This window comes from Streptomyces sp. NBC_00045 (assembly GCF_045041095.1).
GTDB lineage: Bacteria > Actinomycetota > Actinomycetes > Streptomycetales > Streptomycetaceae > Streptomyces.
The window spans coordinates 2363101-2382711 of record NZ_CP108271.1; the positions used below are offsets into that span (position 1 = coordinate 2363101).

Sequence of the window (19611 nt, forward strand, 5' to 3'; positions counted from 1 at the left end):
CCTACTCGGCGGCCGGTGCCGTCGGCGTCGCGGGCACGGCGGAGGGCTGCCCTGCGACGTGCTCGGCGGCCGCGCGGACGTCGATCTCCCGCCAGAACCCGGCGCGGATGGCATAGCGGTCGTGCTCGTCGATCTGGTCGTCCTTGTGCGCGAGCAGCCCGAACCGGGCCGCGTAGCGCAGCAGCTCACCGTCGATGCGGTGCGGGATCCGCGGGTACATCGTGGCGAGTTTTTGGAGGTGGACGGTCTCCGGGAGGCGTTCCATCCAGCGCCGGGCGAAGACCTGGCCGACTTCGAAGGGGTCGCCGCCGACGGTGGTGATGTCCTCCTCGCGGTCGGCCCAGCGCTGCTCGGCGCTGGTGAGCTGGGCGAGGGTCGGCAGCGAGGCGGTCTCGGCGGGTTCGCCGAGGGGGCCGGCCCGGTCGATCCAGCCCTTGTCGGAGGACCAGCGCAGGGCACTGCCGGCCGGGGGTTGGGCGCCGCCGTGTCCGCCCGCGGGCCCGGGCTGCGGGCCGGGGGCGCGCAGCGAGCCGGCGAGGTCCTTGGGCGTGGGTACGGCCTTGCCCCCGGCGGTGGGGGCGGGCACCGGCGCTCCGCTGCCCTCGGGCTCGCCGGGGGCGGGCGCGCCGGAGCCGTTGCCGCCGGCGCTGCGGGCGGCCTCGGCGAGGGCGGCCTCGGGCAGCGGGGCGGAGAGGATCGCCGCGATCTCGGGGCGTGGTGCGGGCGGCGGTGGGCACAGCCCGGCGAGGTCCCGGGCGCGGACGGCCCGGGTGATCCAGGCCCGGTCCAGGACGCGGCGCTCGTCCGCCTCGGCGACGAGGTCCTCGGACTGGTTGTAGTCGCCGTCGGCGGCCTGGACGGCCCACAGGTGGACGGCGACGCCGTGTTCCTTGGCGGACATCAGGCCGGGCAGCAGGTCTCCGTCGCCGGTGACGAGCACGACGTCGGAGCAGGCGCGGTTGCGGGCCAGTTCGGTCAGCTCGGCGTGCATGGCGGCGTCGACGCCCTTCTGCGCCCAGCGGCCGTCGCTGCGGGTGAGGGCGCCGAGGCGGACGGTGACGCGGGGCATGACGCGCAGTCGCCGGTGCTCGGGCTGGGGCACCCGGTCGGGTGCGCCGTCGAACCAGTAGATGCGCAGCAGGGGCTGCTCGGTGTCGGCTTCGGCGCGCTCGCGCAGGCCCTGGATGAGGGCGGCATGGTCGACGGTGATGCGGGAGCGGGAGGGCTCCCCTGCGAGAAGGCTGGCGGCGGCGCCCAGCAGATAGCCGGCGTCCACCAGGACGACGCAGCGGTCCACGCGTACCACCCTCTTCCCTGGGGATCCCCTGTGTTTGTCGCGGGTGCCCCGAGTCTGCCCGACCGCAAGGGTGTTGACGGCCGGAACTCGATCATCGGCGTGGCGGATCCGGCACTCGTTCCCGCGGCGGTCCCGACTCCACACGACAAAGATCCAAAATGCGCGGTTTGTGGCGACGTGTGAGGGTGAAGGCGGTCCTGGCCCCTAGACCCTCACGGAGGCTCCACCATGGCCAAGAACAAGAACCGCCAGCACGAACAGAAGCAGCAGGCCCGCTCGTCGACGCAGGATCCGACGAAGGGCTCGGAGTCGGTGTCCGAGCCCTCGGGCAGCTCCCCGAGTCCGATGGACATGGCTCGCAAGGGCAAGCAGAAGAAGTTCGGCCACAACTGACGCCTCCGCGAGCAGCACGCACGAGGGCGCGCCCAGAGCTCTGGGCGCGCCCTTCTTCACGTGCTGCTGCGTACGGGGGCCTGGGCGACCGGCGTCATCCGGCCAGGCAGGACGGGCCGAGGAGCACCTTGAGGTCGCCGAAGAGCGCCGGGTCGGGCTGGACCCGGTGCTTGTCGAGGCGCAGCACGGTGGTGCTCCGCGGCCCCTGGAGCTTGATCCGGACCTCGGTGTTGCCCTTGTGGTGGCGCAGGATCTCGCCCAACCGGGTGACCATCGGAGGAGTGACCTTGACCGTCGGGATGGTGAGGACGACGGGGGCGTTCGTCCCGGCCGAGGAGAGGTCGGGGACCATCATCTCCATGGCGACCAGGCGGGGGACGTCCTCGCGCTTGTCGAGGCGGCCCTTGACGAAGACGACGGTGTCCTCGACCAGCTGGGTGGAGACGAGCTGGTAGGTCGCGGGGAAGAACATGCACTCGATCGAGCCGGCCAGGTCCTCGACGGTGGCGATGGCCCAGGCGTTGCCCTGCTTGGTCATCTTGCGCTGGAGGCCCGAGATGATGCCGCCGATGGTGACGACGGCGCCGTCCGAGTGCTCGCCGCCGGTCAGCTGGGAGATTCCGGCGTCCGTCTTGTCGGAGAGCACGTGCTCCAGGCCGAAGAGCGGGTGGTCGGAGACGTACAGGCCGAGCATCTCGCGCTCCTGGGCGAGCAGGTAGGACTTCTCCCACTCCACGTCCGAGAACTCGACGTCGAGCCCGAAGCCGGGCTCGTCGCTGGCGCTCTCGTCACCCATTCCGCCGAAGAGGTCGAACTGTCCCTCGGCCTCCTTGCGCTTGACCGCGACCACGTTGTCGATCATCGACTCGTGGTGGGCGACCAGGCCCTTGCGGGTGTGGCCCATCTCGTCGAAAGCGCCGGCCTTGATCAGCGACTCGACGGTGCGCTTGTTGCAGACGACGGCCTCGACCTTGTCCAGGAAGTCGGGGAAGGTGGAGTACTTCCCCTTGGCCTTCCTGGTCTTGATGATCGACTCGACGACGTTCTGGCCGACGTTGCGCACGGCGGTGAGGCCGAAGAGGATCACGTCGTCGCCCTGGGCCGCGAAGTTCGGCTCGGACTCGTTGACGTTCGGCGGGAGCACCTTGATGCCCATGCGCCGGCACTCGTTGAGGTAGATCGCGGACTTGTCCTTGTCGTCCTTGACCGAGGTGAGCAGGCCAGCCATGTACTCGGCCGGGAAGTTCGCCTTGAGGTAGGCGGTCCAGTACGAGACCAGGCCGTACGCGGCGGAGTGCGCCTTGTTGAAGGCGTAGCCGGCGAAGGGGACCAGGACGTCCCACAGGGCCTTGATCGCCTGGTCGCTGAAGCCCTTGCCCCTGGCGCCCTCCTCGAAAATGACGAAGTTCTTCGCCAGCTCCTCGGGCTTCTTCTTGCCCATCACGCGGCGCAGGATGTCGGCCTCGCCGAGCGAGTACCCGGCGATGATCTGGGCGGCCTTCTGGACCTGCTCCTGGTAGACGATCAGGCCGTAGGTGACCGCGAGCACCTCTTCGAGCGGCCCCTCCAGCTCCGGGTGGATCGGGGTGATCTCCTGCTGCTTGTTCTTGCGCAGGGCGTAGTTCGTGTGCGAGTTCATGCCCATCGGGCCCGGCCGGTACAGGGCCGAGACGGCGGAGATGTCCTCGAAGTTGTCGGGCTTCATCAGGCGCAGCAGCGAACGCATGGGCCCGCCGTCGAACTGGAAGACGCCGAGGGTGTCGCCGCGGCCGAGCAGTTCGAAGGTCTTGGGGTCGTCGAGCGGGAGGGCCAGGAGGTCGATGTCGATCCCCTTGTTGGCCTTCACCATCTTGACGGCGTCGTCCATGATCGTGAGGTTGCGCAGGCCGAGGAAGTCCATCTTCAGCAGGCCGAGCGATTCGCAGCTCGGGTAGTCCCACTGGGTGATGGTGACGCCGTCGGTGTGCCGCACCCAGACGGGTACGTGGTCGGTGATCGTCTCGCTGGACATGATCACGCCGGCGGCGTGCACGCCCATCTGGCGGACCAGGCCCTCGACGCCGCGGGCGGTGTCGATGACCTTCTTCACGTCCGGCTCGTTCTCGTACATCCCGCGGATCTCGCCGGCCTCGCCGTAGCGCGGGTGCTGCGGGTCGAGGATGCCGGAGAGCGGGATGCCCTTGCCGAGGACGTCGGCGGGCATGGCCTTGGTGAGGCGGTCGCCCATGGCGTAGGGGTAGCCCAGGACGCGCGCGGAGTCCTTGATCGCGTTCTTGGCCTTGATGGTGCCGTAGGTGCCGATCATGGCGACCTTGTCCTGGCCGTACTTCTCCGTCACGTACCGGATCACCTCGACGCGCCGACGCTCGTCGAAGTCGATGTCGACGTCGGGCATGGAGACGCGCTCGGGGTTCAGGAAGCGCTCGAAGATCAGGCCGTGCGTGAGCGGGTCGAGGTCGGTGATGCCCATGGCGTACGCGACGATCGAGCCGGCCGCGGAGCCTCGGCCCGGGCCCACCGCGATGCCCTGGTTCTTGGCCCACATGATGAAGTCGGCGACCACGAGGAAGTAGCCGGGGAAGCCCATCGAGATGATCGTGTCCATCTCGTACTCGGCCTGCTTCATCCGGTCGTCCGGGATGCCTCCGGGGTAGCGGCGGTGCATGCCGCGCATGGTCTCCTCGCGGAACCAGCTGACCTCGGTGTGCCCCTCCGGGATGTCGAACTTCGGCATCAGGTTCCGGAATTTGAACATGCCCTCGGTGTCGATCTGGTCCGCGACCAGCCGCGTGTTGGCGCAGCCCTCCTGCCAGGCGTCCGAGGAGTCGATCGCGTACATCTCGTCGGTCGACTTGAGGTAGTAGCCGGTGCCGTCGAAGCGGAAGCGGTCCGGGTCCGAGAGGTTCTTGCCGGTCTGGATGCAGAGCAGGGCGTCGTGCGCGGTGGCCTCGCTCGCGTACGTGTAGTGCGAGTCGTTCGTGACCAGCGGCGGGATGCCGAGCTTCTTGCCGATCTCCAGCAGCCCGTCGCGGACCCGGCGCTCGATCTCGATGCCGTGGTCCATCAGCTCCAGGAAGTAGCGGCCCTCGCCGAAGATGTCCTTGTAGTCGGAGGCGGCCTGCACGGCCTCGTCGAACTGGCCGAGGCGCAGCCTGGTCTGCACCTCGCCGGACGGGCAGCCGGTGGAGGCGATCAGGCCCTCGGACCACTTGGAGATGGTCTCCTTGTCCATCCGCGGCCACTTCGTGAGCCAGCCCTCGGCGTACGCGTCGGAGGACAGCCGGAAGATGTTGTGCAGGCCGGTGGCGTTCGAGGCCCAGATGGTCTTGTGGGTGTAACCACCGGAACCGGAGACGTCGTCGCGCTTCTGGTGCGGCTGGCCCCACTGGATGCGCCGCTTGTTGCGCCGGGACTCGGGGGCCACGTACGCCTCGATGCCGATGATCGGCGTGATCCCGGCCTTCTGGGCGGTGTGGAAGAAGTCGTACGCCCCGTGCAGGTTGCCGTGGTCGGACATCGCGATGTGCGTCATGCCCATCTCGTTGCACGCGTTGAACATGTCCTTGAGCCGCGCGGCACCGTCCAGCAGCGAGTACTGGGTGTGGACGTGCAGGTGCGTGAACGGCTGCTTGGTCACGGTGGCAGACCTCCGGAAGGAACGAGGGGAGCAGCCTCGAAGTCTACGTCGGCGGAGTGACACAACCGGGGCACCGACCGGTACCTTCATCCGTTGCAGACCCAGGACTCCCGTCCGACCCCTCATGATCAAATGCACGCACCACTGCGCCACCAGGAGGCACCCGCCATGGCGGTTCCCGAGACGACGAACGAGCAGCGCGCCGAGCAGATACTCGACGTGTTCGACACCGCTTTCGGAGCGCTCCTCGCGGCCGACCCCGCCGCCTTCCAGGTCAAATTCAGGAAGATGGCGGCCTCCGCCTTCGCCTTCTACCGGGGCACGGCCTGCCTCTTCTACGCCGACCTGGAGCGGGACCGGCACGGCGGCCCCTACCTGGACGAGCGGACCGGCCGGGTGTGGATCCACGGCGATCTGCACGCCGAGAACTTCGGCACGTACATGGACTCCAACGGCCGCCTCGTCTTCAACGTCAACGACTTCGACGAGGCGTACGTCGGCCCCTTCACCTGGGACCTCAAGCGGTTCGCGGCCTCCGTCGCCCTGATCGGCTACACCAAGGCGCTCAGCGACGAGCAGATCAGCGCCCTGGTGCGGACGTACGCCGGCGCCTACCGGGAGCGCATCCACCTCCTGGCCACGGGCGCCAAGCACGAAGAGGTGCCCTCCTTCACCCTGGACACCGCCGAGGGCCCGCTGCTGACGGCCCTGCGCTCGGCCCGCTCCCGCACCCGCTTCTCCTTGCTGGACTCGATGACCGAGATCCGGGACTACGAGCGCCGCTTCACCTCCGGCGGGGGCGCGATCGAGCTGGACGCGGCCACCCGCTACAAGGTGCTCGCCGCCTTCGACGGGTACCTGGAGACCCTGCCCGACGAGTCCCTGGTCCGGCCGGACTCCTACCGGGTCAAGGACGTCGTGGGCCGCCGCGGCGTCGGAATAGGCTCGGCCGGCCTGCCCTCGTACAACATCCTGCTGGAGGGGCACAGCGACGCCCTGGAGAACGACGTCGTGATCTACCTCAAGCAGGCGCAGACCCCGGCGGTGTCCCGGCACATCACCGACCGGGCCGTGCGGGACTACTTCCAGCACGAGGGGCACCGAACGGTGATCTCCCAGCGCGCCCTCCAGGCACACGCCGACCCGTGGCTGGGCTGGACCGAGCTGGACGGGTCCGGGCAGCTGGTGGCCGAGGTCTCCCCGTACGCGGTGGACCTGGACTGGTCGGACCTGGACGAGCCGGAGGAGATCGCGGCCGTGGTCGCGGACCTGGGCCGGGCGACGGCGACCATGCACGCGGCGGCCGACGAGGCCGAGAGCGGGCACTCGCTGGTCCCGTTCTCCACCGAGCGGGCCATCGACGCGGCGATCGCCGCCGACGAGGAGGGCTTCGCGGAGCTGCTGGTCGACTTCGCGCACGCGTACGGGGCGCGGGCGCGCGCCGACCACCAGATCTTCGTGGACCTGTTCCGCAACGGCCGCATCATGCACTGAGTGTTTTCGGCCGCGGGTCCCCGGTCCGCTCGGGACCGGGGACCCGTTTTCACAGGTACTCGTGGCAGACTCGCGCCGATGGACATATCGAGGGCAGGACTCCGAGGGCTGCGGGCCGCGCTGTTCAGCGCACTCGTCGTGCTGCTCTCGGCCGGCTCGCACGTCCTGATGTCCCGGGTGCCGCTGCCGCCGGCACTGGTCGCCGGGGCCTTCGCCGGGGTGTTCCTCCTCACGTACGCGCTGGCCGGCCGCGAGCGCGGCTTCGGCCCCATCGCCGCCCTGCTGGTTCCGCTGGAGCTGGCCGCCGACACCGTCTTCACCGCCGGGCAGCACGTCTGCTACGGACCTGCCGGCGGGCCCGTCTCGGGGCCGCTGCGGGCACTGGGCCTGGACGAGCTGTGCGGCGGCCCGCCGGTGGGCGGGCCGCTGGCCGAGGTGCCCGGGGCCGTCCCCGACGCGGTGGCCCTGCTGGCCTCGCCCGGACCCTGGACCCCGTGGCTACTGCTCGCCGCGCACGTCTCGGTCGGGCTGCTCGCCGCGGCCTGGCTGCGGTACGGGGAGCGGGCTCTGGGCCAGCTGCTGCGCGCGGTGGCCGCCTTTGCTTTCCGGCCGCTGCTGCTGGCCGCGGCCTCGGCGGCGGCCGCCGTCGGCCCGGTGCGGCGGGCGCTGCGCCCGGCCCTTCCGGGCGCGGGGGCCCGTACCCGCTTCCCCGCCCATTCCGTGGGACTCCGGGGACCTCCCGTACGCGGCGCGCTCGTCTGCGCCTGACCCCGTACGGACGTCCCCTTTCACCGAGCCACACCCCACGGAGATCACCATGAGTTCACGCAACAGCCAGGCGAACAAGGCGGCGGCCCGCGATCGGCTGCGTGCCGAGCGCGAGAAGCAGGCCAAGAAGGACAAGGTGCGCCGCCAGGTACTGGTGGCCGGCGCCGTCGTCGCCGTCCTGGCCCTGGCCGGCGGCGTCGGCTACATGGTCGTGCAGGCCAACCAGCCCGGCGAGTGGGACAAGGCCGCCGACGCCGCGCTGGTCGCCCCGAAGAACACCACGGGCGACAACGGCACCACGGTCGTCATAGGCAAGGCCGACGCCAAGAAGACCCTCGAACTCTACGAGGACGCCCGCTGCCCGATCTGCTCGACGTTCGAGCAGGGGGTCGGCCCGCAGATCAAGAAGGACATCGACGCGGGCAAGTACAAGGTCCAGTACGTCGGGGCGACCTTCCTCGACAAGGCCTTCAGCGGCAGCGGCTCGAAGAACGCCCTGAGCGCACTGGGTGCGGCCCTGAACGTCAGCCCCGAGGCGTTCCTGGACTACAAGTCGGCGCTGTACGCCAAGGACAACCACCCGGACGAGAAGGACGACAAGTTCAGCAAGGACGACTACCTGCTGAAGATCGCGGACGCGGTGCCGGCCCTCAAGGGCAACGCCGAGTTCAAGAAGGCCGTCGAGGACGGCACGTACAACCGCTGGGCGATCGAGATGTCGAAGGTCTTCGACAAGAGCGGGGTCACGGGCACCCCCTCGCTGAAGATGGACGGCAAGAAGATCGAGATCCAGCAGATGACGCCGGAGTCCTTCACGGCCGCGGTCGACAAGGCCATCGCGGGCTGACCCGCAGCGGATCCGCACGGGATCCGCACCGGCCCCGCACCGGACCTCCACACGGGCAGGCGAACTCCGAGAGTTCGCCTGCCCGTTGCTTTCACAGGGGTGTACCAGCGGTTATACCCGTCAGTAATATGCCGGTCCGTGACCAGTCATCTCCCTTCCCCCACTGCGGCAACCCCGCGCCGCCGCACGGTCGTCAAGGCCGCAGCGGCCACGGCCGCCCTCGTGCCGTTCGCGACGGCCGCCCTGGGCATCTCGCCCTCGTCGGCGGCCTCGAACGGGCCGGCCTTCCTGCACGGCATCGCCTCGGGCGACCCACTGCCCGACGGGATCCTGCTGTGGACCCGCGTCACCCCGACCCCCGAGGCGGTCCCCGGCTCCGGCGTCGGCCCGGCCACCCGGGTGACCTGGGAGGTGGCCGAGGACAAGGCCTTCTCCCGGATCGCCGCGAGTGGTTCGGTCACCGCGACGGCCGCCTCCGACCACACCGTCAAGGCGGACGTCCGCGGACTGCGGCCGCAGACCCCGTACTTCTACCGGTTCACCGCCGGCGGCACCGTCTCGCCGGTCGGGCGCACCCTGACCGCGCCGGGCCACGACGCGACGACCCCTGGGGTCCGCTTCGGCGTGGTCTCCTGCGCCAACTGGGAGTCCGGCTACTTCTCGGCGTACCGCCACCTGGCCGCCCGCACCGACCTGCACGCGGTCCTGCACCTCGGCGACTACATCTACGAGTACGCGAACGGGGCCTACCCCGAGGCGAAGTACGTCGTACGCCCGCACGAGCCGCGGCACGAGATCCTCACCCTCGCCGACTACCGGACCCGGCACGGGAACTACAAGACCGACGCCGACCTCCAGGCGATGCACGCCGCGCACGCGATCGTCGCGATCTGGGACGACCACGAGTTCGCCAACGACGCCTGGTCGGGCGGGGCCGAGAACCACACCCCGGGCACCGAGGGCGACTGGGCGGCCCGCGCGGCCGCCGCCAAGCAGGCGTACTTCGAGTGGATGCCCGTCCGCACCTCCACCGCCGGCACCGTCTATCGTCGGCTGCGCTTCGGCACCCTCGCCGACCTGCACCTGCTGGACCTGCGCACGTTCCGCTCCCAGCAGGCCAAGATAGGCAGCGGCGCGGTCGACGACCCGGAGCGCACCATCACCGGACGCGCCCAGCTGGACTGGCTCAAGTCGGGCCTCGCGAGCTCCAACGCGACCTGGAAGTTGGTCGGGACCTCGGTGATGATCTCGCCGGTGGCCTTCGCCTCGCTGCCCGCGCACCTGCTGGCGCCGCTGACGAAGCTGCTGGGCCTGCCCGAGGGCGGCCTCGCGATCAACGTGGACCAGTGGGACGGGTACACGGACGACCGCAAGGAGCTGCTGAACCACCTCAAGGACCAGAAGATCAAGAACACGGTGTTCCTGACGGGCGACATCCACATGGCGTGGGCGAACGAGGTCCCGATGAACATGGCGACGTACCCGGGCTCCGGAACGGCCGCCACCGAGTTCGTGGTGACGTCGGTGACCTCCGACAACATCGACGACCTCCTGCACGTGCCGGCGGACACCGCGTCGCTGGTAGCGGAATCGGCGATCAAGGCCGCCAACTGGCACGTGAAGTGGCTGGACATGGACGCTCACGGTTACGGGGTGCTGGACGTGACGACCGAGCGTTCACAGATGGACTACTACGTGGTGTCCGACAAGCGGAATCCGGCCGCCACGGCCGCGTGGTCCCGTTCGTACCGGACGCCGAACGGGACGCAGAAGGTGGAGCGGACGTACCAGCCGGTTGGCTGACAGTCCGTCAATTTTGTTGTGAGAAGGGGCGCCTGGCGCAGACCGGGCGCCCCTCCTCTCACAGAAGCAACAAATCTTTTACTTACAGGCCTTGCTAAGTGCATGACATGGACACATAAGCTTCGCGCCAGCGTGAGGAAATCCCTCACCCCCCACCACGCTTCGCGAGGAGTCAACGTGCGCGCCTCTGCCCGCATATCCCCCATGCTCCGCCGCCGCCTCATGGGAACGGCCGTGCTGGCCGGAACCCTGGCGTTCGCCCCGCTCACGGCCCCCACGACCGTGGCCGCAGCCACCAAGACCGGCGCCGAGGCCTGTGCCGACGCCGGCACCTCTGCCAATGCCCGGGTCGCCCGCCCGAAGGACAACCACGCGGCCGACCCCAACGAGGTGACGGACGCCCAGGTCAAGGCCATGGACGCCGACCTGGCCAAGAAGAACGCCGAGCTCGGCCCGCAGCGCCAGATGCGCGCCGCCGAGGTCACCGCCGCGACGACCATCCCGGTGTACGTCCACGTCATCACCTCCGGCTCCGCCGGCAAGCTGACCGCCACGGACATCAACAACCAGATCGCGGTCCTCAACTCCGCCTACAGCGGCAAGGGCACCGGCAACGTCGACTCGGGCTACCAGTTCTCGCTGGTCTCCACCGACTACACCGACAACGCCGCCTGGTACAACGTCTCGGACGGCACCCAGGCCGAGACGGACATGAAGAACGCCCTGCGCAAGGGCGGCGCCAACGCGCTCAACCTCTACACCGCCAACCTCGGCGGCGGCCTGCTCGGCTGGGCGACCTTCCCGAGCTCCTACGCCTCGCAGCCCAAGATGGACGGCGTGGTCATCCTCAACACCTCGCTGCCGGGCGGCTCCGCCACCAACTACAACGAGGGCGACACCGGCACCCACGAGGTCGGCCACTGGATGGGCCTGTACCACACCTTCCAGGGCGGCTGCTCGGGCAGCGGTGACTCCGTCTCCGACACCCCGGCCGAGAAGAGCGCCGCGTTCGAGTGCCCGACCGGCCGTGACAGCTGCACCAACAAGACGGGCGTCGACCCGATCCACAACTTCATGGACTACACGTACGACTCCTGCATGTACCAGTTCACGGCGGGTCAGGTCGCCCGCATGAAGAGCATGTGGAGCGCCTACCGCGGCTAAGCACGGCTGAGTGCGGCTGAGTGCGGCTGAGTGCGGCTGAGCACGGGCAAACAGGAGGGGCAGGGCACGAGTTCGTGCCCTGCCCCTCCCCCCGTTCGGCTACAGGCTGTCGAGGAAGGCCAGCGCGACCCTCCAGGTCTGCTCCGCGGCCTCCGCATCGAAGTCGTCGAGGTCCGGGTCCGTGAACAGGTGCCCGGCACCCGGGTAGCGGTGCACCTCCACGTCCGCACCCGCACGCTGCATCCGCAAGTACCAGGCGGTCAGCCAGTCGTGCGGCTCGAACGGGTCCGGGTCCGCGACGTGCAGCTGCACCGGCAGCTCGTCGACCGCGGTGTCCTCCTCCAGGTCCGCCGTCCCGTGCAGGAGCAGCAGGCCTCGCGCCTTCTCGTCGGCGAGCGCCAGGTGCTGGGCGACGGAGCCGCCGAAGGAGAAGCCCGCGTAGACCAGACCCCGGTCGGAGTAAGGGGCGGAGGCCAGCACCGCACGCTTGAGCAGCTCGTCGCGGCCGATCTCGTCCCGGTGTGCCATGCCCTCTTCGACGGTCTCGAAGGTGCGCCCCTCGAAGAGATCCGGCACCTGGACCTGGTGACCGGCCGCGCGCAGCCGGTCGGCCGCCGCGTGCACCGCGGGCCGCAGCCCGTACGTCGAGTGGAAAAGCATGATGTTCATGCGCCCCATCGTGCCAGTTTCCGGGCGCACGTTCCGGTTAGCTGGACGTCCATGGACACGGACACCCTTCTGCGCCCGATCGCGGTCCTCGCCGGCGCCCTGATCGTCACCCTGCTCGCCGGATGGCTGCTGGACCTGCTGCTGCGCCGCGCCGACGCCCGGCACAACGAGACCCCGCTGTGGGGGCTGCTGCGCCGCTGCCGTCTGCCGTTCCGGCTCCTGTTGTGCACGACGCTGCTGTACGGAGCCCACCGCCGGGTGGGGATCGCACCGGAGTACGTGTTCGCCGTGGGCCGCGCCCTGACCCTCGTCCTGATCGCGTCGACGGCCTGGCTGCTGGTGCGCATCGCGACGGCCGTCGTGGACTCCTCGTACGCCCGCTACGCCGCCCAACACCCGAACGAGGCGCGGGTGCGCCGGGTCCGCACCCAGGTGACGCTGATCCACCGGGCGGTCACGGCGGTCGTCGTGGTGGTCGCGGTGGCGGCGATGCTGCTCACGTTCCCGCCGATGCGGGCGGTCGGCGCCTCGGTGCTCGCCTCGGCGGGCGTCCTCGGCATCGTGGCGGGCATCGCCGCCCAGTCGACGCTGGGCAACCTGTTCGCCGGACTGCAGATCGCCTTCGGCGACACGGTGCGGATCGGCGACACGGTGGTCGTCGACGGGGAGTGGGGCACCGTCGAGGAAATCACCCTGACCTTCCTCGTGGTACGCACCTGGGACGAACGCCGGATCACGATGCCTGTGTCGTATTTCACAGGCAAGCCGTACGAAAACTGGTCGCGCGGCGGCGCTCAGATGACCGGAACGGTCTTCTGGCACCTGGACCACGGCGCACCGCTGGACCTGATGCGCGAGCAGCTCCGGCGGATCCTGGAGGAGATCCCGGAATGGGACGGCCGCACCGGCACCCTGGCGGTCACGGACACGACCCCGCACACGATCCTGGTCCGGGCGGTGGTCACCGCGAAGGACGGCTCGGACGTCTGGACGGTCCGCTGCCAGGTCCGCGAACGCCTGATCGCCTGGCTGGTGGCCCACCACCCGTACGCCCTGCCCCGCATCGCCACCTCGCCGGCGGACCCCCGCCCTGAGGCGTCCTGATCCCGGCGGCTCAGAACGTCAGCCGGAACAGGGCTCCGCCGCCCGGGGCCGGTTCCGCCACCAGCTCGGCGGCGTGCGCCCGGGCGATCTGGCGGGCCATCGCGAGGCCCAGCCCCGAGCCCGGCAGGGCCCGGGCCGTCCCCGCGCGGTAGAAGCGGTCGAAGACGTACGGGAGGTCCTCGGCCGCGATGCCGGGGCCGTGGTCCCGTACCGTCAGCTCGGCCCGGCCGCCCGGCGACGCCAGCTCCAGCTCCACCGGCGCCCCCGGCGGGCTGAACTTCGCGGCGTTGTCCAGCAGGTTCGACAGCAGCCGGGTCAGCCGCGCCGGCACCCCCGGCACCACCGCCTCCTCCCCCCGGACGCGGACGAGCACCGGTACGGACGGCCAGTGCGCCCGCGCCACCTGCGCGCAGTGCTCCACCAGCGGAGCCAGCCGGACCTGTTCGACCAGTGGCTGCGGCTCCTCGTCCCGGGCCAGCTCGATCAGGTCGTTCACCAGCCCCGTCACCTCCCGCAGCTGCCGCCCCAGCGCGAGCGAGGCCCGCTCGCGCTGCTCCGCCGTCAACCGCTCCCCGCGCGCCAGCAGCTCCGCGTTCGTCCGCAGGGCGGTCAGTGGGGTCCGCAGCTCGTGCGAGGCGTCCGCGACCAGCCGCCGCTGCGCCGTCACCGACTGCTCCAACTCGCCCAGCATGGTGTTGAAGCTCCCGGCCAGCCGCGTGATCTCGTCCTCCCGCCCGGGCGGCGGCAGCTCGATCCGGTACCGCGGATCCCGCGTCGCCGCGATCCGCTCGGCGGTGGCCGTGAGCCGGGTCACCGGGGCCAGGCCCGTCCGCGACACCCAGTACCCGAGCCCGGCCGCCAGCAGCACCCCGGCCGCGCCGATCAGGGCCAGCCACTGCGCCGCCTCCTCGATCCCGTCCTCGACGGTGTCGGCCCGCAGCGCCACCTGGAGCGCCCGCCCCTTCGCGTAGTCGGTGGTGAGCATCCGCGTCGGGTGCCCCGCGTGCACGATGTCCGTGTAGAACGGCGCCCGCCGTCCCGCGGCCACCGCCCGCGTCGCGGCGCCCACCGGCAGCAGGTACGGCGCCGCCGGGTCGTTCGCCGGGTCGGCCGGCACCACCTCCGCGCAGGCGGGCGCCGCCAGGAACCGGCACTCACCGGCCAGGGTCCCCGGCGCGGAGCCCGGGTTGCGCTGGGCCGCGAGTCGTGCGGACTGGGTGAGGCTCAGGTCCAGCTGCTCGTACAGGGCGCCGCGTACGACGAAGAAGGCCGCCGTGCACACCCCGACCGCGACCAGCGCCACCGCCGCCGTGGCCGCCAGCGCCAGCCGGGTCCGCAACGGCCGGCGCCTGCGCCAGGGCGCCCCGAGCCTGCGCCGCCCGGCGCCGCTCACGCCGTGCCCAGCCGGTACCCGACCCCGTGGACGGTGTGCACCAGCCGCGGCTCGCCGCCGGCCTCCAGCTTGCGGCGCAGGTAGCCGACGTACACGGCGAGGGAATTGGAGTCCGGTCCGAAGTCCCGCCCCCACACCAGCTCCAGGATCAGCTCCCGCGGCAGCACCTGCCCGGGGTGGCGCAGCAGCAGCTCCAGCAGCGCCGCCTCGGTCCGGCTGAACTCCAGCGGCCGGCCGCCGCGCCGCCCGGTCCGGGTCGCGGGGTCCAGGGCCAGGTCCGCGAATCCGAGCACCTGCGTACCGGCCGGATCGGGTGCGGCCCGCCGCAGCAGGGCCCGCACGCGGGCCACCAGCTCGTCCAGCGCGAACGGTTTGACCAGGTAGTCGTCGGCGCCCGCCTCCAGGCCGTCGACCCGCTCGCTCACCGAGTCCAATGCGGTCAGGACGAGTACGGGCGTACGGTCGCCCAGCGCGCGCAGCTGCCTGCAGACCCCGAGGCCGTCCAGGACGGGCATCATCACGTCGAGCACCACCGCGTCGGGCTGCCAGCCGGCCACCTCCGACAGTGCGGCCAACCCGTCGGCGGCCCCCCGTACCTCGTACCCCTCGACGGCCAGCCCGTCCTGGACGGCGGCCCGTACCTCGGGCTCGTCGTCCACGACCAGGATCCGCTGCGCGCTCGTGCTGCTCATGGGGCAAAGCCTGCCAAACAGTTCTGAGAGAACCTCTTAGAACGTTCTTAGGGCGCACCGGGAAGGTGCGGCCATGACCACACGAGGCACATCCCTCCCACCCCTGTCCGTCGTGATCGGTGCGGGCGGCACCGGCGGCCACATCTACCCCGGGCTCGCCCTCGCCGAGGCGCTGCGCGCGGCCGTTCCGGACGCCGTGGTCTCGTTCGTCGGGACCGAGCGGGGCCTGGAGACCGAGCTGGTCCCGGCCGCCGGGTACCGCCTGCACACCGTCGACATGATCCCGTTCGACCCGTCGCTCGGCGCGAAGCGCTATCTGCTCCCCGCCGCGCTCCTGCGGTCGGCCGGCCAGGCGAAGGCGGTGATCCGGGCCCAGGGCGCGCACGCCGTCGTCGGCATGGGCGGCTATCCGAGCGCGCCGGCCGTGCTGGGGGCCAAGATGGCCGGGCTGCCGGCCGTCATCCACGAGTCCAACGCGGTACCGGGCCGCGCCAACCAGTTCGCGGCCCGGCTCACCCGGCACATCGCGGTGGCCTTCGACCGCAGCCGGGCCCACCTGGCGGGCGGGGCGCACGCCCTGACCACCGGAATGCCGATCTCCGCGGCCCTCGCGCGGCTGGCGGAGCTGCCGCGGCCGGAGCGCGAGGTGCTGCGCGCCCGGGCCCGGCGGGCCCTGTACGTCCCCGACGGCCGCCGCCTGATCGTCTTCAACGGCGGCAGCCTGGGCGCCGCCCGCCTCACCGCGGCCGCCGTCGGGCTGGCCGGGCTCTGGCAGGGGCGGGACGACGTACAGCTGCTGATCAAGACGGGACCGCAGGCCCTGCCGGACACCGCCGCCGATCTCGCGGCCAGCGGCGGACAGCGGATCGCCCGGGCCGTGCCGTACCTGGACCGGATGGACCTCGTGTACGCGGCCGCCGACCTGGTGGTGTGCCGGGCCGGGTCCGCGACGGTCGCGGAGCTGGCGGCGACCGGGGTGCCGGCCGTGCTCGTCCCCTACCCGCACGCCCCCGGCGACCACCAGACCCACAACGCCCGGGTCCTGTCGGACGCGGGCGCCGGCCTGCTGCTGCCGGACGCCGCGACCACGGCCGACCGACTGGCCGTCCTCCTCGGACCGCTGCTGGCCGACCCGGTCCGGCTGGCCGCGATGGCCGGCGCCGCCGACCCCGGCCCGCACGCCCGGGCCGCCGAACTGCTGGCGGCGGAGGTCCTCCGCGTCGCCGGCCTCCCCCTCCCCACCCCCATCCTGGAGCGCATGTGAACACCCGCACCGCCTGGACCGACCGCACCGTCCTCGTCACCGGAGCCGAAGGCTTCATCGGGTCCACCCTGGTCGACCTGCTCGTGGAGCGGGGCGCCCGGGTCCGCGCCTTCGTCCACTACAAGCCGTACGCGGAGAAGGGCCACCTGGCGCGGTACCTCGCCGACCCCGACGGCCCGGTCGAGATGTGGGCGGGCGACGTCCGCGACGCGGGCCGGGTCAGCGACGCGGTGGAGGGCTGCGACACCGTGTTCCACCTGGCGGCGCTGATCGGCATCCCGTACAGCTACGCCTCGCCGGGCGCGTACGTCCAGACCAACGTGACCGGTACGGAGAACGTGGCGGAGGCCTGCCGCCGGCACGGGGTGCGCCGCCTGGTGCACACCTCCACCAGCGAGGTCTACGGGACGGCCCTGACGGCCCCGATCGCCGAGACGCACCCGCTCCAGCCGCAGTCCCCGTACTCGGCGTCGAAGATCGGCGCGGACATGATGGCGCTGTCCTTCCACCACGCGTTCGAGCTGCCGGTGACGGTGGTCCGGCCGTTCAACACGTACGGCCCCCGCCAGTCGGCGCGGGCCGTGATCCCGACGATCCTGGCGCAACTGCACTCGGGCGCACGGGAGGTCCGCCTCGGGTCCGTCTCCCCCACGCGGGACTTCACGTACGTGACGGACACGGCCGAGGGCTTCCTCGCGGTGGCCGAGTGCGACCGGGCACTGGGCGAGGTGGTCAACCTCGGGACGGGCCGGGAGATCTCCATCGGTGACCTGGCGCAGGCGCTGATCGAGGCCTCGGGGCGGGAGGCGTCGGTGGTCGTCGACGAGACCCGGCTGCGTCCTGCGGGCAGCGAGGTCCAGCGGCTCCTGTCGGACAACTCCCGTGCCCGTGACTGGGCCGGCTGGACCCCGCAGGTCTCCCTGGAGCAGGGCCTGTCCCACACCTCGACCTGGATCGCCGAGAACCTCTCCCTCTTCGCCCCGTCCCGCTACCAGGTCTGACTCGGACCGACCGACGCGCCCCTACGCCCGGACCAGCCCCGCCCCGCGCCCGAAGGCCGGCCCACGCGGCGGGCTCCCGATGCCCCGATGCCGATGCCCGGCAGGCGGCTAGGTAAGGCGACCCGCTCACGCGGCACGCCAACACCGCTCCGGGGGCCGGGCACCGGCGCGGGGCGGGCCACCATCGAGGCGAAGGTCGGCTCCCGCCCCCGGGCCCGGACCATTGCGGTCGGGGACCGGCGACGAGCCCGTCGGGGCGCAATTCCCCCAGACTCCGTCCGGGAGGGACCCCCACCGGGCTCTGCCCGGACCCGCGCCTCAAACGCCGGCGGGGCTGGAGTTGCCCTCCGGCAGCCGCCGCCTAGCCCGCCAACGGAGCCCCAGATCCGGGGCGGAAGCCCCGGTCCACGGCGGAACCCCGGGTCTACGGCGGAGCCCCGGGGCTGAACAGACTCGTCGGCGTTCTAGGCGCGGGGGTCAGGTGCTGCGCAGGCTGCGTACGTCCAGGTGGCGGAGCACCCGGTCCACGATCTCCGGATCCGCCCCCGGCTCACTGCGCGCGGCCAGCACCTCGTGCCGGGCGGCGGACATCATCTCCCGCTGGATCCGCTGGACGTCGCGGATCCGCTCCACCCGCTTCGCGTACGCCTCACGCCGCTCCTCGTCCACCATGTCGGGGCTGATCCTGGCCCCCACGTCGTACGCCCGCCGGTACAGCACTTCCACGAGGTCCTCCGGGAGGTCCTCCACCTCCTCGATCTCCTTCAGCCTCCGCTTCGCGGCCTTCGCCGCGCGGATCGCCAGCCGCCGCTCGGTTTCCCGCTCGGCGTCCTCGTCGGCCTCGACCCCCAGCACCCCCACCAGCCACGGCAGCGTCAGCCCTTGGCACACCAGCGTCACCATGATCACGGCGAACGCGATGAAGATGATCTGGTCCCGCGCCGGAAACGGCGCCCCGCCCTCCACCTTCAGCGGAATGGCCAGTGCCAGTGCCACCGAGGCCACCCCGCGCATCCCGGCCCACCACATCACCACGCTCTCCCGCCAGCTCAGCGGGATCTCCTCGGCGTAGTCGCGCCGCGTGTGCAGCCGCTTGGCGAGCCACCCGGCAGGCAGCAGCCACAGCAGCCGTACGACGACCACCACCGCGATCACCACGGCTGCCCATCCGGCCATCTCCGCCGCGCGGCCCTTCGCGACGCCGAACACGTTGTGCAGCTCCAGCCCGATCAGCCCGAACGCCACTCCCGTGACGAGCATGTCCACGACCTCCCAGAAGGTGTGCCCGGCGAGCCGCCCCAGCACGTCGTCCGCGTCGCTCGCGTACTCCGCGAGGAACAGGGCCGTCGTCAGCACGGCCAGCACGCCGGACCCCTTGAGCTCTTCGGCCAGGACGTACGAGACGAACGGCACGAGCAGTGTCAGTCCGATCTGGAGCGTGGCGTCGTCGAGCCGTCCCATGAGGGCCTTGGTGGCCCAGCCCAGCAGGAGCCCGACGCCGACGGCGACCACGGCGGAGAGCACGAACTCGCCCAGCGCGTCGGGCCAGGAGAAGCTACCGCTGACGGCGGCGGCGATGGCCACGTGGTAGAGCACGATCGCGGTGACGTCGTTGAACAGGCCCTCGCCCTCCAGGATCGACACCATGCGGCGCGGCAGCCCGAGCGATCCGGCGACGGCGGTCGCGGCGACGGGGTCGGGCGGGGCCACGAGCGCGCCGAGCGCGACGGCGGCGGCGAGCGGCAGCCCGGGGACGACGGCGTGCGCGACGGCGGCGACGGCGGCGGTCGTGACGAACACGAGGGCCACGGCCAGCAGGAAGATGGGCCGCACGTTGGCGGCGAACTGCCGCCACGAGGTGCGCTGCGCGGAGGCGTAGAGCAGTGGGGGCAGGAGGAGCGGCAGGATGTACTCGGGCGGGATGTCGACGTTCGGCACGGCCGGTACGAGCGCCAGCGCGACCCCGCCGATGGTCATCAGGACGGGAGCGGGCAGCCCGAGCCGGTCCCCGAGCGGCACGGTGACCACGGCCCCGAGCAACAGCACGAACAGCAGAGCAAGCTGATCCACTCCCCCACCCTGCCA

15 protein-coding genes are annotated in these 19611 nt (G+C 71.4%); 9 read left to right on the forward strand and 6 right to left on the reverse strand.

What is annotated here, in order from left to right; genetic code table 11:
- Window position 1: 1 nt before the first annotated feature.
- On the reverse strand, window positions 2–1306 hold the full coding sequence (locus OHA65_RS11185) for an NYN domain-containing protein (protein ID WP_327282976.1): 1305 nt from the start codon (window positions 1304–1306) through the stop codon (window positions 2–4).
- 219 nt (window positions 1307–1525) lie between these two features.
- On the opposite strand from OHA65_RS11185, the gene OHA65_RS11190 reads away from it, so the two are divergent.
- Window positions 1526–1690 carry a hypothetical protein gene (locus OHA65_RS11190; RefSeq protein WP_327282977.1) on the forward strand — a complete coding sequence of 55 codons (165 nt, stop codon included), beginning with the start codon at window positions 1526–1528 and terminating at the stop codon, window positions 1688–1690.
- 94 nt (window positions 1691–1784) lie between these two features.
- Here OHA65_RS11190 and dnaE read toward each other — a convergent pair whose 3' ends face one another.
- Window positions 1785–5327 carry a DNA polymerase III subunit alpha gene (gene dnaE, locus OHA65_RS11195; RefSeq protein ID WP_327282978.1) on the reverse strand — a complete coding sequence of 1181 codons (3543 nt, stop codon included), beginning with the start codon at window positions 5325–5327 and terminating at the stop codon, window positions 1785–1787.
- 168 nt (window positions 5328–5495) lie between these two features.
- Between dnaE and OHA65_RS11200 the strand changes: the two genes are divergently transcribed.
- The 5 genes from OHA65_RS11200 (at window position 5496) to OHA65_RS11220 (ending at window position 11403) form a co-directional block, all read left to right on the forward strand.
- Entirely contained in the window at window positions 5496–6821 is a 1326-nt protein-coding gene (locus OHA65_RS11200; protein WP_327285615.1) for a DUF2252 domain-containing protein, read from the forward strand.
- Window positions 6822–6899: 78 nt separating this feature from the next.
- Window positions 6900–7589, forward strand: coding sequence for a hypothetical protein (locus tag OHA65_RS11205; protein ID WP_327282979.1), 690 nt, complete (start codon window positions 6900–6902; stop codon window positions 7587–7589).
- 49 nt (window positions 7590–7638) lie between these two features.
- Complete coding sequence (locus tag OHA65_RS11210) at window positions 7639–8436, forward strand: thioredoxin domain-containing protein (RefSeq protein WP_327282980.1); 798 nt, start codon at window positions 7639–7641, stop codon at window positions 8434–8436.
- Window positions 8437–8574: 138 nt separating this feature from the next.
- Window positions 8575–10239, forward strand: a complete 1665-nt coding sequence (locus OHA65_RS11215) for an alkaline phosphatase D family protein (protein ID WP_328762453.1) — start codon at window positions 8575–8577, stop codon at window positions 10237–10239.
- Between the two features lie 222 nt (window positions 10240–10461).
- A complete protein-coding gene (locus OHA65_RS11220) occupies window positions 10462–11403 on the forward strand; it encodes a zinc metalloprotease (protein WP_405763397.1) in 942 nt (313 codons plus the stop codon).
- Window positions 11404–11502: 99 nt separating this feature from the next.
- Here the strand turns inward: OHA65_RS11220 and OHA65_RS11225 are convergent, their stop codons facing one another.
- Entirely contained in the window at window positions 11503–12081 is a 579-nt protein-coding gene (locus OHA65_RS11225) for a dienelactone hydrolase family protein (RefSeq protein WP_327282982.1), read from the reverse strand.
- A 42-nt stretch (window positions 12082–12123) separates the two neighbouring features.
- On the opposite strand from OHA65_RS11225, the gene OHA65_RS11230 reads away from it, so the two are divergent.
- Window positions 12124–13176 carry a mechanosensitive ion channel domain-containing protein gene (locus tag OHA65_RS11230; protein ID WP_327282983.1) on the forward strand — a complete coding sequence of 351 codons (1053 nt, stop codon included), beginning with the start codon at window positions 12124–12126 and terminating at the stop codon, window positions 13174–13176.
- Window positions 13177–13186: 10 nt separating this feature from the next.
- On the opposite strand, the gene OHA65_RS11235 is transcribed toward OHA65_RS11230, so the two are convergent.
- Window positions 13187–14515 (reverse strand): HAMP domain-containing sensor histidine kinase, encoded by a 1329-nt coding sequence (locus tag OHA65_RS11235; protein WP_327282984.1) that lies wholly within the window; start codon window positions 14513–14515, stop codon window positions 13187–13189.
- Between the two features lie 50 nt (window positions 14516–14565).
- A complete protein-coding gene (locus tag OHA65_RS11240; RefSeq protein WP_327282985.1) occupies window positions 14566–15261 on the reverse strand; it encodes a response regulator transcription factor in 696 nt (231 codons plus the stop codon).
- Between the two features lie 73 nt (window positions 15262–15334).
- Here OHA65_RS11240 and OHA65_RS11245 point away from each other — a divergent pair, with 73 nt between their 5' ends.
- Both OHA65_RS11245 and OHA65_RS11250 read left to right on the forward strand, forming a co-directional pair.
- Complete coding sequence (locus tag OHA65_RS11245; protein ID WP_405761806.1) at window positions 15335–16525, forward strand: UDP-N-acetylglucosamine--N-acetylmuramyl-(pentapeptide) pyrophosphoryl-undecaprenol N-acetylglucosamine transferase; 1191 nt, start codon at window positions 15335–15337, stop codon at window positions 16523–16525.
- Complete coding sequence (locus OHA65_RS11250) at window positions 16522–17526, forward strand: SDR family NAD(P)-dependent oxidoreductase (RefSeq protein ID WP_327282987.1); 1005 nt, start codon at window positions 16522–16524, stop codon at window positions 17524–17526. Before OHA65_RS11245 ends, OHA65_RS11250 begins: the two co-directional genes overlap by 4 nt.
- Before the next feature lie 477 nt (window positions 17527–18003).
- Here OHA65_RS11250 and OHA65_RS11255 read toward each other — a convergent pair whose 3' ends face one another.
- On the reverse strand, window positions 18004–19596 hold the full coding sequence (locus OHA65_RS11255; RefSeq protein ID WP_327282988.1) for a Na+/H+ antiporter: 1593 nt from the start codon (window positions 19594–19596) through the stop codon (window positions 18004–18006).
- Between the last annotated feature and the right edge of the window lie 15 nt (window positions 19597–19611).